The organism is Bernardetia sp. Wsw4-3y2, assembly GCF_037126295.1.
Taxonomy (GTDB): Bacteria; Bacteroidota; Bacteroidia; order Cytophagales; family Bernardetiaceae; genus Bernardetia.
Map to the genome: position 1 here is coordinate 888,671 of NZ_CP147017.1, position 15,348 is coordinate 904,018.

Consider the following 15,348-nt stretch of genomic DNA (forward strand, 5'->3'; position numbering starts at 1 on the left):
TACTTTGTTTGTAAGTAAGTGTTTATTTATTAGTTAGTTATTTTTAGATAAACAACGAATCATCTATCTTTGTTTATTTTTATTTTATATCAGCTAAATGCTATTTATTTAAAACATTTTATTAATCTGATTTTTTCAATGTAAAATGGATGGTTGTTCCCTCACCAAATTTACTTTTCTGAGTATCTAGCCAAATTTTTCCGTTATGCTGTTCTACAATTTTTTGACAAAGAGCAAGTCCGATTCCTGTTCCTTCATATTGTTCTTTTGTGTGCAAACGTTGAAACAAAACAAAGATTCTCTCAGCAAACCTTGAATCAATTCCGATTCCATTATCTGAGATAGTAAATTCAAAATACTCTTCTGTTTCTGTATAAGATACTTTTATATGAGGAGTTTTTTCAGAGCGATATTTAATTGCATTTCCTATTAAATTTTGAAAAAGTTGAGTTAGCTTTGTTTCATTACCCATTAAATTTGTGGTAGGTAATTCATCTTGCAATTCTATTTTAGCTTCTGTTTCTTCTATTCTAAGAGTCAGGTTTTTGAGTGCATTTTGATAAATTTGCTGCAAATTTACTTCTTTATGAGGTGTTTCGTTGCGATGCAATCTTGAATAAAGCAGCAAATCCATAATAAGACTTTTCATTCTGTTAGAACCTTCAATAATAAAACCAATATACATATCAGCTTTTTCATCTAATTGCCCTTTGTAGCGTTTTTCTAACAGTTGGCTAAAACTAGCAATCGCTCTCAATGGTTCTTGTAAATCATGAGAAGCTACATAAGCAAAGTGTTCTAGTTCTTTATTGGTAAGCTCTAAAAGCTGCATCCCATCTTTTAATTGTTTCGCTATTTTTTCTCTTGTCTGTATCTCTATATTTAATTTTTCATTTGTTGTTGTGAGTTCTTCTGTACGAATCTGTACTTGTTGTTCCAACTCTTTCCTTCTTAGTTCTTCTCTATATTCATTCATATTTTGAGTAACAAGATAGAAAATTTTAGACTGAATATTCTGCACGACATCTATTTCTGTTGTACTCCATTCTTTCGAACGACACTCTACTCTCTGATTCCATTTCGCAAATGAATTTCTAGGTTTGAGTACAAACTCATCTCCGTTTTTGAAAATAGCCTTTTCAGGCTTTCCTCCCCAACTTATACTCTTTTGTAATTCTTTTCTAAACCAAATTATACGGCTATTATCTTCTTTTGAAATAATAATACTCAGCAATCCTGAACATACAGAAGTGTTTAGTTTAATACTTGGAATATCATCCGTAATGCAAGAGGAAAAAAACAATTCATTTTCATGTTCCTTATCCAACCAATCGGTAATTTCCCAAATTTGCTCATTAGTTGGTGTGAGTCCTATTTTTTTTATTTTTCTAGTATTTTCAATAAGATTGACAACAACAAAACCATCAGCTTCCAAAAGTCTAAGAAAAGAATTTCCTTTTTTTATCATTCCTGCATAGATATTTTTCTCTTCATTAAGCGATTCGATAATACCTTCTGATAAAATTCGTTTTTCTAATCTATCATACTGAACAGCATTTTTTTGTAACCTGTCAATTTGTAGTGAAACGAGCTGACCAAAAAACTCAGATGTCATACGAGTAGAATAATCTACTCTTTTAGCAGAGTTGTGATGACACGAGATAAGTCCCCACAGTTTATTATCGATAACAATAGAAATAGACATAGAAGAACCCACTCCCATATTTTTGAGATATTCGATATGCACAGGAGAAACACTTCGAAGCGTGGAAAAACTCAAATCTAAATAATCATTTTGTAGAGAATCAGCTAATAAAATAGGAGAGGGTTTATAGTCTGTATCTACAATCAAACGCAGCCAATTTTTGAGATATAATTCTCTTGCTTGCTGAGGAATATCGGTAGAAGGAAACCATAAATCATAATAAGGATTCATTTCCTCTCTTTTTATTTCGGCTACAATTTGTCCATCATATTCTTCATTAAATTTGTAAAGCATTACCCTATCAAAATCTGTAATATTTCTTACTTCCTCTACAATTACTTTATATAGCTCTGTAAGCGTATTGGAATGTTGAAAACGAATAATAGATTTTTTATTGATTTGATAAAAATTATCTCTTATAAGTTCTGTTTTTTCTGTATCTATTGATTCTAATTCTAATATAAATCCTTGATTACTTTTGTGAATGATTCCATCAAATGGCTTTTTTTCTGTATCTATTTCTAAGAAAAGACGTAACGGATTGATTGTTTTGTAATAAGCTGTTTCTTGTTGTAGGTTAGCCTCTTTTATCTTTTTTTGGATAAAAAGAGTTTGTCTTTCTCCCAATAATTTAGAAAGAGAATTATTTATAAGGTCTTCAAAACTATAATTTGTTTCTTGTATTAGATTTTGACTTACCCCTAATACTGTCATTTCTTCTGAAAATACAATCAAAAAACCATGAGGTTGTATTGAACCTAAACGATGTATAGGCTCTTTTGCACAATTTTCGATAGCATTTTTTAATTCCTTTTCAGATAAATTAGACATAGAGAAATAAGTAATTTGGAATGAATAAAGATAATTTCTTAGCTTTAATATGTATTAATTATTTTTATTGTAAAATGTTTTTAGCTTTATAAAATGCTGCTTCAAAATAGAGATATGCTTTTTCTGCTCCTTCTAAAAACATTTCTTTTTTTTGCTCTGTATTACACGTTTGTTCAACTAATTCTTTAAATGACTTCCACAAATAAGATGTTTTTTCTTCATAATTTTTAAAGAAATCAAAGTTTGTAACTAAAGGAATTTCTTTATTTTGAGCCAAAATTCTATGAATCATCTTTCCTCCCAACATTGAACCCTCTGCTACATATAGCCAGCCCAAAAGATTCTCAAAACTAGAAAAATGAATTGTATTTTCTTGTTGTTTGAGTTCTTGAAAAATAGCTACAGGAAGCATTGCTCTTAATTCTATTTCTAAAGAATCTTTCTTTATACGATTTAAAAAATCTAGTTTTTTGACTTGCTCTTCTTGATTTTCATCTTTTAGAGATAAAAAAAAATGACTTTGATGTTCTAAATGAGAATGAAAAAGATAATTGGTACTTAAAAGCAACTTATAATCTTCAACAGAAAAGTTACTCAAACGGTCTGAGCCAATCAGACTTTCCATTAAATCATGCCTAGGGCGAGTAACAGTTCGGACAGTTTGAAGAATAGACATAGTGGATATGAAAGATAAAAAATAGAATGTTTAAAAAATAGTCTAGCTTTATTAAACAGTAAAGATACAATGTTTAAACTTAACTCACAAAATAACATCTTAAAAAAAAATCATTAAACAAATATAAGTTATAACACACAAAACCCCTACTCATTTTTGAAAAATAAGTAAGGGCGATATACTTTCTAACGACAACAGTAAGCCTTTTTTATCGTATAGATAGAAAACGAATTAGCTATTCACAGAAGAATTTTGAACTGTGTTTGTTTTTTTAGCATAGGTAGGACATGTTTTGTAAGAGGCACAAGAACTAGCTGTGATTACTAAAAGACAACCGATAATAGCTGATGCTCTGCGAAGATTTTTGATTGAAGTAATTTTCATAGAAGTAAATTTTGAGGTATAAAATATCTTTAGGATTACTAGGATAATGGTAAAATACTAGTTCAAGAAATAAATATAATTTAAAAGACGATAATAATACAAAAGTACGAAATTTTTGATGACTTGGTTCTGTCAAAATGTATTTAGAGAACGTATTTTTGTTTAAATTGGTATATATTAATGGTGTATAAAATTTAAAGCAAATAACTTGCCTTTTTGGTGTATAATATGTCATAAAGATACTAATCTTCAAATAGTTATAGCTTCCTTTTTTTCGTCGAGTATTTCAGATTATTTACCGAGCATTTTTATCATATAGCTTCTTTATGGCTACAAGTTTGAAAAGTATAGCAAAGACTTAGTAAAAATCCTATTTCCTATACGCACCCATACGTAATTAATAATTTAAGTTATGAGATCTATATCTTCTTTAAATACTAATTTTACCAAAAACAATTTATATAACCTATATAGAAGTGTTTTTTCGCTTCCATTTTTTATAGTACCTCTTCTAGGTTACATTGTTCTTTTGGTAGTCCTTTTCTTTGGTTCTAGTTTTTCTACGTTCGCCCAAAAAGGAATTTCTAAACAAATACAAGCCGAACAAATACAACAAGCACAAGCAATAATGGGCTTGCGTTTCAAGAAATTTAACTCTGATGATGGTTTAGCACAAAATAATATTACTGCTATTTTACAGGATACTCGTGGTTTTTTATGGATAGGAACAGGCGACGGACTTAGTCGCTATGATGGATATGAGTTCAAAAACTATACGCACATAGTAGAAGATTCTTCTTCACTTTCATCTGGAATGGTAACAGCTCTACACCAAGACGATAATGGAGTGCTTTGGGTAGGAACTACAAATGGAATCAATAAATATGATTTTACTCAAGATCGTTTTATTCAATACAGGCTTAAAGAAAACAAAATTTCTAATCTAAATACTCGTACAGTAAGAAGTATTTTTCAAGATAGTCATGAAACACTTTGGGTAGGAACTGAAAACGGAATCAAGATTTATGATAAGCTAAATAATAGTATAGAATACTCACAAGAATATAATGGTCTTTTAGATGTTCCTGTTTTGGCTTTGTTCGAAGATAGTGATAGTACATTTTGGGTAGGAACTGAAAATGGTCTTTACAAATTAGATAGACACCGTAAAGCATTTGTTTCTGTTTTTATAAATGACAAACAACTTACACAATTTCCTGTCTATACTTTTTTTGAAGATAAAAAACAAAATCTTTGGATAGGAACACAAGAAGGAGCTTTTAAATTAGATAGAAAAAAAACAGAAGTACAAAAATATTCTTCTACAAGTTTCCCACATACACTTAGTAATGATATTGTCAAAACAATTGCACAAGATCAAAAAGGAGACATTTGGGTAGGAACGTATGGAGGTGGAATAAATCGTTTTATAGCCAAAACAGAACAGATCATAACTATCCGTCAGAATGATGCTGAACAGTATTCATTGAGTGATGATATTGTACAAACTATCTACCACGACCGAAGTGGCATCATGTGGATAGGAACTTATGATGGTCTTAATAAATATGATGAAGAAAAAGAGGTCTTTTATAATTATCCAATTCCGTTACAATATGTAGCACACCATCTTCAAACCGAAATTTGGGCTTTAGAACAAGATTATTTAGGAAATACTTGGCTAGGAACAGAAAACGGATTGTATGTCTATATGCCAAAACCAGAATCAACAGAATGGCAACTCATCAAAATAAGTGATAAAATTGGACTTCGAAACAAACATATTTTGAGTTTATTAGAAGATAAAAACGGCAATCTTTGGATAGGAACACTACAAGACGGATTGTACAAATACAATTTAAAATCATTAGGACTTACAGGAAACTCTACTTCTGAAGCTATTCCATTTGATTTGACCAAATTAGCAAATAAACAAGAAAAAAATGACCCTCAACTTGCAGACAATAGTGTCTGGACAATGATGCAAGATACATATAATGATATTTGGATAGGAACAAATAATGGACTGTACGCCATAAAAGACAAAACTGAAAAAGTATATAAATATACAGAAAGAGATGGCTCAGGATTAAGTGATAATTCAGTATGGGCATTATTACAAGATAGATATGGCATTTTGTGGGTAGGAACGAGCAATGGACTTAATCGTTTTAGAAAACAAAGTAATGATTTTATTACCTACAATCAAGCCAATGATAATTCTGGTGGACTTAGTAATGGTTATATTGTTACTCTTTTCGAAGATGAAACAGGCGTACTTTGGGCAGGTACACATGGAGGAGGTCTTAATCGTTTCCATAAAGAAGCTGACAATTTTACACATTATACCGAAAAAGATGGTTTGCCTGATGGTGTAATTTATGCCATCGAACAAGACAACAGTCGTCATTTATGGATTAGTACAAATAGAGGTCTGTCAAGGTTTAATATTGATACGCAAGTTTTTAGGAATTATGATGTAAATGATGGACTTCCAAGCAATCGCTTTAATCACAATGCCATAGAAAGAACAAAAAATGGTGAACTTATCTTTGGTACAGTGTATGGAATTACTGTCTTTCATCCAGATAGCATTAAGGACAATAATTATATTCCACCTGTTTATCTTACTAATTTAAAGATTTTGGGTAGAGATATTCGTGCAAATGATGAAACAGGCATTTTGAGTAGAAATATTGCTCAAACAGACATGATAACGCTTGCTCACGGACAAAATAGTTTTTCGGTTGATTTTGTCGCCCTAAATTATCGCCTTCCTAAAAAAACAGTCTATATGTACAAATTAGAAGGTTTTGATGAGGAATGGCATTATACATCTTATCGTAATCATACTGCATCTTATACCAACTTACCAGAAGGACGAGAGTATATTTTGAGAGTAAAAGCTGCCAATAATGATGGATACTGGAATGAAAGTGGTGCTACTTTACGTATCTATATTAATCCTCCTTACTGGGAAGCAATTTGGTTCAAAATTGCATTAGCTATGCTTTTGATTGGTGCTGGAGCTTCATTTTGGTTTTGGCGAAATGGGGAAATGCAAAAACAAAAAAGCCGTCTTTCTATGGAAGTTCATCAAAGAACAAATGAACTAGAAGGAGAAAAAGAAAAATTACAGATTGCTTACAACGAAATTTCTAATCAAAGTCGTCAGATTTTAGATATGAATGCTGTTTTGAAACAAAAACAAGCTGAAGTAATGGCGCAACGTGATGACCTTTCAAAACAAAGAAATGAAATCGAAAATTCGTATCAAAATGTACGTATACTCTCAGATATTGGGCAACAAGTAACAGCTACTTTAGATTTTGACCAAATGGTAGCTGTTCTTTATCAACACGTCAATAGTTTAATGAATGCCCCAGGTTTTGGAATTGGTGTTTTGAATGAGAAAAGCAGTTTGATAGAATTTAGAGGATATTCAGTAGAAGGAAATCCCTTAAAGTATGATTTTAATGCAGCTAGAGATAAAACACTGCTTTCTGCTTGGGCAATTCGTAATCAAAAAGAAGTAAAAATCGGAGACCTTCAAAGTGAATATGCAAAGTATGTAGCTGGAGAAGTAGTAGCAGTAGGGACTACAATTCCAAAATCGCTTATTTATTTGCCGTTGGCTATCAAAAATCGTCCTGTTGGTGTTCTGACAGTACAATCTTTAGAAAAAAACACTTATTCTGATCGTCATTTGACGTTATTAAAAGGGTTAGCTTCTTATGTTTCGATTGCCTTAGATAACATCCAAAATTATTCAGAGTTGGGTCAGGCTAAAAATACGATTCAGGAAAGTAGCGTGCGTATTATGGACAGTCTGCGTTATGCACAAACGATTCAACAAGCCATTTTGCCTACTGATGATATGCTTAAAAATAGTTTTGATGATTCGTTCATGATTTTCAAGCCAAAAGATGTGGTTTCTGGAGATTTTTATTGGCTTAGAGAAATTGAAGGACGCACTTTTATTGCTTCTGTTGATTGCACAGGACATGGAGTACCAGGAGCATTTATGTCTATGATTGGAAGTAGGTTACTCAATGAAATTATCAATGAAGCAAATGTTCTTGAACCTGCAAAAATTTTAGACGAATTACACGTTCGTTTGAAAACAGCTTTAAAACAAGAAGATTCTAAGAATGATGATGGAATGGATGTTTCTCTATGTAGAATTGATGCTTTAGAAGAAGATACACTAGAAAGAGAAATTGTTTTTGCAGGTGCAAAACGTCATGCCGTTTGGATAAGCAGAGGAGAATCACATATTTTGAAAGGCGATAAAAAATCTATTGGTGGTTGGAGAAAAAGCAAAAAACGTCCGTTTATTCAACTTCAAATGACTGCCAAAAAAGGGGATGCGCTTTACTTATTTACTGATGGAATAACTGATCAAAATAATATTGCAGGTGCAAAATATGGTTCGAAACGTTTACATCAATTATTAAATCAGAATTCAGATTTTGATATGAGTGAACAAAAAACTATTTTAGAAGAAGATTTGGATCGTCATCAAGGAAATCAAAAACAACGTGATGATATTACCCTTATCGGAATTAGACTTTAATAACTGGAAATTGGAGATTGGGAATTAGAGAATGGAGAATTACAAATTAATGATTACGAATTACAGAATTCAGATACAGTATTTAACTGGTAACTGATAACTGATAACTGATAACTGAATATGCTTGATTTATACCCTTCCTTAGCTCATAAAGATGTCATTTTGATGTATCAAGGGGCAATGTCCCAAACTATTCTAGCTACAATGGCTCGTAGGTTGCGTGAAGCCGAAGAAGATTATTTACTTAGCAAACGTCTTTTTGCTATCATTATCGAACTAGGACAGAATATCAATCATTATTCTGAAAAAAGAGAGTTTTCTGTTGCTGACAGAAGAGAAGTAGGCTATGGAATGTTTGTCGTACAAAAAACAGATACACATTATATTTTTACAGCTGCCAATAAGATAAAAGCTGGAAAAATAAAAAAAATGAAAAAACATTGCGAACATATCAATTCACTAAATCCTAAAGACTTGCGTGTTTTTTATCGTTCACAGCGAAGAGCCACTCGTCAGGACGGACACTATGGAGGAAATATTGGCTTTATAGAAATGGTCAGAAAATCTAATAATCCATTAGAAACTGAATTTACTGTTTCAGAAAAAAATGAAAAAATGGCGTACTTTTCTATTCAAGTAAAAATGAATCGACTTGAGGTATTTTAAAAATTATTTTTTCTTTATTTTTATCAAATTCTTCTCGCATACTATTTTCTATTGTAGTAATAATTTTCAAATGTTAATAAATAAACTACTTGGTATCCTCTTTTCTGATAGAATAACATAAGAAAAAATAGATTCTTTACGAATAATCCTAATTATATCTTGTTTAGCTTTTTCCAAAAAAGCCCTTCTCATATAAAACATTCTTAAACAAAGTAAGTTTGTTCTATAATTGATTATTAAAATAATCATATTATTCAATCATTTTTTAAACTTATAAAAACCAATTTTTATGAAAGCTCTTTGTTGGCATGGTAAAAACGATGTTCGAATTGATAGGGTAGATGATCCTATTATTGAAGATCAAGGCGATATTATTATAAAGGTAACTGCAACAGCAATCTGTGGTTCTGATTTGCATATATTGGCAGGAATGGTTCCTACTATGAAAGAAGGAGATATTTTAGGTCATGAGTTTATGGGTGAGGTAGTAGAAGTTGGAAAATCTATACAAAATTTTAAGAAAGGAGACAGAGTTGTTGTTCCTTTTACTATTGCTTGTGGGCATTGTAATTTTTGTGATGATGATTTATACTCGCTTTGTGACAACTCAAACCGAAATGTAGAGCAAGCTAAAGAAAACTTAGGACATAGTATTTCAGGTATTTTTGGATATTCTCATATGCTGGGTGGCTATGCTGGTGGACAAGCAGAATATGTACGTATCCCTTTTGCTGATTATGGACCTATCAAAGTACCTGATTCGCTTCGTGATGATCAAGTATTGTTCTTGTCTGATATTTTTCCGACAGGGTATATGGCAGCTGAAAATGCCCAAATTAAAAAAGGAAGTACAGTAGCTGTTTGGGGCTGTGGTCCTGTAGGTCAGTTTGCTATTCAGAGCGCATGGATGATGGGAGCAGGACGGGTAATTGCTATAGATGATGTAGAAGAACGATTAGATATGGCAGAAAAATATGGAAAAGCAGAAGTAATTCGCACTACTAACGAAAAAGAAGTGTATGAACGTTTGCAAGACATGACAGATGGTTTTGGTCCTGCAAGTTGTATAGATGCAGTAGGAGCAGAAGCACATGGAACAATGTTGGAGAATGCAAAAGATAAGATAGAAAAAGCTGTTAATTTACATAGCCCTCATCCTTATGTATTACAGCAAGTTATTAAAAATTGTAGAAAAGGAGGCACGGTTTCTATACCAGGAGTTTATGTGGGTGTAGTGGATGGAATTCCTTTTGGTGCTGCTATGAATAAAGGGCTTACCTTCAAAATGGGTCAGACACATGTACAACATTATCTTAAACCACTTTTAGAAAAAGTAGAACGAGGAGAAATTGATCCGTCTTTCCTCATTACACACCGTCTAAAATTAGATGAAGCTCCAGAGGCTTATAAAACATTTAGAGACAAACAAGACAAATGTATTAAGGTTGTATTGACTCCTTAATTTATACCTATATGATTAAAACCTATTTTACAATGTATGTAAAATAGGTTTTTTGTTTTAGTATTTGGTTGAATAGACCTTATAAATGCTGTTGTAGTGTACTAATAAATTCCGAATATTCATAAACAATCCATTTTTTATCTGTCTTTTTAAGAGAACAACATAAAGAATAAATGGGAATTTCATTGGTAGAATCTAAACTAATCCCAATCGTAGTAATATCATTTGGATTGAAAAAATTATCAAATTTCATTTCTATTGGCATAAGTCTTTTCTTTTCAATATTCCCACCGACATAATTACTTTCCTTTAGAAACTTTTCCGTATTGACAAATTCATTTAAAACTTCATGAACTTCTGTCTTTTGTATTAAAAAGTAATACCTGATATGATAAAACGCAGTTATGAGAGGAATAAATACAGCAATAAATAACACAATTCCCCCAAGAATATAAAGAACTATCATAATCAAAATTTTATAAAAAGAAAAAATTTCGTAATTCGTAATTTAAACTTTATAAATCATTTTGTAGTGCATAATTCCACTTTCTTCAAAAATATCTCCGTCTTTTTTAAAGCCACAACGCTCATATAATGAAACGGCTGCGAGTTGAGCGTGTAAATAAATTGTTTCTATGGTCTTGAACTCTTCCTTTTTTTGGATTTTTTCTAATGCAAATTCTACCATTTTTTGTCCTATCTTTTTTCCTCTAGCTTCTTCCAAAACAGCAAAACGCTCTAATTTTATTTTTTTTGGAGAATTATCTTTGTGTTTTTCAGTTACTCTAAAACGAGCTGTTCCAACTGCCTTCTCATTATCATAATTAGTTTTATCTATTGCTAGAATATGAGTTGCGATTTCATCTAGTCCATCAAAATCATCTTCTTCAGGAACATCTTGTCCTTCAATAAAAACAATTCTACGAATAGAAAAAGCACGTTCTAAATTTTCTAATGCTGTTGAATCAAAAAGCTGAATCTTCATAATAGAGCAGATAAAATAAATAAAAAAGAGATTTTAAGGATTAAATAAAAAAGATTTCAGAATCTAATACCACTTTTTAGACTAAGTTCTGTAATTTTGCAGCCACAAAAATAATTTATTTAATTTACAAAGGACAACGTTTTACTAAAAATACTTTCAAATTTTGAACGACTTATTAACTAAAAAAAATTATATTTACTTAGATTAATTTGTAATTCGTAATTCGTAATTGTCTTTGATTCATTCATAAAATTCATAAAATTATGATTCAGCGTATTCAAAGTATTTTTTTATTGATGGTTTCTATCTTAATGGGACTTACTGTTTTTCTTCCTATTTGGGGAAAAGTAGATGGTACAAACAAAATTGAGATGAATGCTATTGAAATGATACAAACTTCAGCAGGGGAAACAGTTATGCAACAAACAACAGTTTACCTCGCCGTTATTGCAGGTCTGACAGCTATTTTAGCTCTTTGGAATATTTTTAATTTCAAAAATCGTCGTTTTCAGATGAAAATTGCACTCTTTTGTACTCTTCTCATCGCTGCTTTTATTGGTATTGCTACCTTCATAACCTTCCAAGCACAAGACATTTTTTCTCCTGAGGTAGGAGGAACTATGGCGTACGGTTATTACTTACCTGTGGCAGCCATTTTATTTAATTGGCTTTCTGTTCGTTTTATCAAAAAAGACGAAGATATGGTGCGTAGTGCAGACCGTTTGAGATGATTTTTTTATACCTAAAAAAACAAAAAGAGGCTGTCCGAAAAGGTCAGCCTCTTTTTATGCAGCTATTTTTTGTAATTCTTCTTTTTGGTTGATTTTTTTGATGATGCAAACAAATTTTGTCTTTTGGTGATTTTTTTGAGTATAAAAAAAGGTGCAAAAAGATGATTTTTTAGAATTGAAAGTATTTTTTAGCTTATCGGCAGTTTTTGCCACCATTTTTCTAAAATTATGTCCAAGAGCCATCAATAGAAACTCCATTTCTACTTTTACTAATCCCTTAAAAGTAAATCGATTAAACTTATTATTATATTTGAGATGCCCAAAAACAGCTTCTACTTCTATAGGGCGTTTACTGCGCTGCTCTAATCCTTTCTCACTAGTTAGTAAATTTCTAGCTTTCTCTTTTAGTTGGTTTAAACGATGATTCACTTGTATTATTCTATTGCCTTCAGCTTTATGACATAAATTGCGAAGAGGACAATCTTGACACCTTTTTGCTTGATAATAAGATACTTGCGATTCGTATCCATTACTTGAAGTACGTTTTCCATCTCTTATTTTCTTCATTCTTTGCCCCATCGGACAGACATAAAAATCTAATTCTTTGTTGTAAAATAAATTCTGAACTAAAAAAGGATTATTTTTCATTTTCCTTTTTTGCTCTTTATGGAAATAATTGTACTTAACGTAGGCAGTAATTTCTTTTTTTTCAAGTAATTCATAATTTTCTTCACTTCCATAACCTGCATCAGCTACTACTTCTTTACTTTGTTTATTGTACTGATTTTCAAATCCTTCTAAATGAGAGGATAAAGTGGTGGTATCTCCTGCCGTTTGATGAATAGAAACGTGGGTAATAAATTGATTTTCTGTGGACACTTGAGCATTATAAGTAGGTTTGAGTTGTCCATTTTTCATGTGATCTTCTTTCATCCGCATAAAAGTAGCATCCGTATCTGTTTTACTATACGAGTTTCTACAACCTAAAATTTTCAGAGACTCTTCATATTTACTTAATCTAGGAAGATATTCATCTTGCATTTTTTTTAGTTCTCTTGCCTGTTGTTTACTCGGTTCTTTTAGTTTTTTATTGATTTGAGCGAGTTTTTCTTTTAATAATTCTGAATCTAATGGAGTAGATACTTCTTCTTTATTTTCTTCTTGATTATCTGATTGAATACTACTTTCAATATCAGATAAAATTTTATTTACTTTAGTTTCTAACTTTTCTTTATTTTTTTCAATACTACCACGCCAAACAAAAGTATAACGATTAGAACAAGCCTCTATTTTTGTTCCATCAATATATTGAACATCAAGACTTACATAACCCATTTCAACCAACATTTTAACAACTTCTCCAAATAAACGATGAATGTGTGCCTTCAAAATTTTACCTCTAAAGTCATTAATTGTTCTAAAATCTGGTGTAGAATTGCCTGATAAATACATAAAATGAATATTCTCCCCAAGAGCTTTAGCTATTTTACGACAAGAATAAATATTGGATAAATAAGAATAGAATAGCACTTTAACGAGCATTCTTGGATGATAAGCTGAACAACCTCCACCTTTGTATTGAGAAATCAAATCGCTAATATCCAATGAATCAACCACCTTTTCAACTAAACGAACAGGATGGTGAGCTGGAATTTTGTCAAATATATTGACAGGAAAAAGTTCGGGCTGCTTACCACTTTGGTTTTTGAAAACTACTTTTGCCATAGGCTATATAACGTTAGTATAAAAGTATATATACCTCGAAAATAAAAAAAATTAACCATAAAAAAAAGGCTATCCGTACTTTTCGGACAGCCTCTTTTTGTTTTTTGTTAAATTAGGATATTAATCATTTATAACTAATAATTAATTTGCTCCTTCTTCTGGCACATCTAATTTATCCCCTTTATTCATATTGAATAAAAGAGAAAAACGAATTGTATCAGCAAGTGGATGTTGTTGTTGATTTGGAATAAGATAAGCGAAATCAAAACCAAAAACTTGATAACGCAAGCCCAAACCTACTGTAAAGTAACGACGATTTCCTTTTTCTTGGTTTTCATGAAAGTATCCTCCACGAAGCGCAATCAAATCAGCATACCAATATTCTGCACCTACGGCAAAAATCATTTCTTTTACTTCTTCACCAAAACCATCAGGAGCATCTCCAAAAGATTTGAAGATAGAAGATAAAACAGGGTCATTTTTTCCATTAGAAGCTGTATTTTCAGGAGTAGGAACAAGTAATTTGCTTACATCAAAAGCAAGAGTTAGTTTATTAAACTCATCAAACTCTGCATTAAAAGCCGTTCCGATACGTAAGTTGGCAGGCAAATAATCTTGTTGTGCTGCATCATTATAAGTTACTGGCGCACCAATATTTGAAATATTTACACCTAATGCCCAATCTCCTTCAAAACTTTTAAAGTTTAGTTTGCTCTTATAAAACATTGACACATCTACTGCACCTGTGTTAGCTGGTTTAACGTTTTCTACTGGTCCGTTGTTGGTTACATTTCCTGCTAAATTAGAGTGAATATAACGAAACGTACCTGCAATACTTAATTTTTTAGAAAGCTGTTGAGCAAAAGTTGCATCAATAGCTGCTTCACGAGGGTTAAAATCTCTTAGAGGTTCTCCTCTAGCATCTGTAAATTGAAGACTTCCCATATCAAAATAACGAAAAGAAACACCTACTGTTTGCGTCTTTGAAATGCGTTTTACACCACTTACATAGCCCAACCACATATCATTTACCAATTTTTGTAACCAAGGAGAATAAGAAACACCAAAAGACCAATCATTTTCTATAAAAGCTAATTTTGAAGGATTCCAATGTGCAGCATTTGCATCAGGCGAAGTAGCAGCTCCCAAATCTCCCATACCAGCAGCACGAGAATCAGGACCAACTAATAAAATAGGAACAGCAGTTGTGATAACTCTACGTCCAGTAGAATCAACACCAATTTGAGCTGAAACTGTATTAAAATGTGAGTAAAAAAAACTCACTACTAAGCAACCCAAAACGGCTGCAAGAACTTTACGTATTTGCATACAATTATTTAATTTTTAAGAATATAAATTTCGAATCTAATTTAGTTAAAAGCTGAAGGGATTAAGCCTCATTAAATCTTTTTTTTTGTTTTAATAAAATAACATTTCTATCCTAATTAGTTAAGATAAAATTATATTTTCTTGAATAAACTAGTTGTGACAAAATAAAAGACAAGTAAAAGTTTTTTTCATAGGCTAAATCAGCACGTAACTAAGGAAAATACCAAAGGGTTTGGTAAAAGTGGATATTTAATGACCGTTTACAAAAATATAAAAAA

General features: G+C 31.5%; 11 protein-coding genes. 4 read left to right on the top strand and 7 right to left on the bottom strand.

The genetic code is table 11. The features are described from left to right. Positions 1 to 121: 121 nt before the first annotated feature. From V9L05_RS03525 to V9L05_RS03535, 3 genes are all read right to left on the bottom strand, one after another. A complete protein-coding gene (locus tag V9L05_RS03525) occupies positions 122 to 2,536 on the bottom strand; it encodes an ATP-binding protein (protein WP_338814398.1) in 2,415 nt (804 codons plus the stop codon). Positions 2,537 to 2,600: 64 nt separating this feature from the next. Next, the gene (locus tag V9L05_RS03530; RefSeq protein ID WP_338814399.1) at positions 2,601 to 3,212 is read right to left on the bottom strand and encodes a biliverdin-producing heme oxygenase; all 612 of its coding nucleotides are present in this window, start codon (positions 3,210 to 3,212) and stop codon (positions 2,601 to 2,603) included. Between the two features lie 231 nt (positions 3,213 to 3,443). After that, complete coding sequence (locus tag V9L05_RS03535) at positions 3,444 to 3,596, bottom strand: hypothetical protein (RefSeq protein ID WP_338790294.1); 153 nt, start codon at positions 3,594 to 3,596, stop codon at positions 3,444 to 3,446. 412 nt (positions 3,597 to 4,008) lie between these two features. On the opposite strand from V9L05_RS03535, the gene V9L05_RS03540 reads away from it, so the two are divergent. The 3 genes from V9L05_RS03540 to V9L05_RS03550 all read left to right on the top strand — a co-directional run bounded on the left by V9L05_RS03540 (position 4,009) and on the right by V9L05_RS03550 (position 10,300). Beyond that, positions 4,009 to 8,172, top strand: a complete 4,164-nt coding sequence (locus V9L05_RS03540; RefSeq protein ID WP_338814400.1) for a two-component regulator propeller domain-containing protein — start codon at positions 4,009 to 4,011, stop codon at positions 8,170 to 8,172. Positions 8,173 to 8,292: 120 nt separating this feature from the next. Beyond that, the gene (locus V9L05_RS03545; RefSeq protein ID WP_338814401.1) at positions 8,293 to 8,838 is read left to right on the top strand and encodes a SiaB family protein kinase; all 546 of its coding nucleotides are present in this window, start codon (positions 8,293 to 8,295) and stop codon (positions 8,836 to 8,838) included. 289 nt (positions 8,839 to 9,127) lie between these two features. Then, entirely contained in the window at positions 9,128 to 10,300 is a 1,173-nt protein-coding gene (locus tag V9L05_RS03550; RefSeq protein WP_338814402.1) for a zinc-dependent alcohol dehydrogenase, read from the top strand. Between the two features lie 79 nt (positions 10,301 to 10,379). On the opposite strand, the gene V9L05_RS03555 is transcribed toward V9L05_RS03550, so the two are convergent. Next, positions 10,380 to 10,766 (bottom strand): hypothetical protein, encoded by a 387-nt coding sequence (locus V9L05_RS03555; protein WP_338814403.1) that lies wholly within the window; start codon positions 10,764 to 10,766, stop codon positions 10,380 to 10,382. A 42-nt stretch (positions 10,767 to 10,808) separates the two neighbouring features. Then, positions 10,809 to 11,285: a GNAT family N-acetyltransferase gene (locus V9L05_RS03560; RefSeq protein WP_338814404.1), complete on the bottom strand. Its 477-nt coding sequence runs from the start codon at positions 11,283 to 11,285 to the stop codon at positions 10,809 to 10,811. A gap of 263 nt (positions 11,286 to 11,548) precedes the next feature. On the opposite strand from V9L05_RS03560, the gene V9L05_RS03565 reads away from it, so the two are divergent. After that, positions 11,549 to 12,016, top strand: a complete 468-nt coding sequence (locus V9L05_RS03565; protein WP_338790288.1) for a DUF4293 domain-containing protein — start codon at positions 11,549 to 11,551, stop codon at positions 12,014 to 12,016. Positions 12,017 to 12,070: 54 nt separating this feature from the next. On the opposite strand, the gene V9L05_RS03570 is transcribed toward V9L05_RS03565, so the two are convergent. Beyond that, a complete protein-coding gene (locus V9L05_RS03570) occupies positions 12,071 to 13,741 on the bottom strand; it encodes an IS1182 family transposase (protein WP_338812234.1) in 1,671 nt (556 codons plus the stop codon). A 141-nt stretch (positions 13,742 to 13,882) separates the two neighbouring features. Next, a complete protein-coding gene (gene porV / locus V9L05_RS03575) occupies positions 13,883 to 15,070 on the bottom strand; it encodes a type IX secretion system outer membrane channel protein PorV (protein WP_338814405.1) in 1,188 nt (395 codons plus the stop codon). Positions 15,071 to 15,348 lie beyond the last annotated feature (278 nt).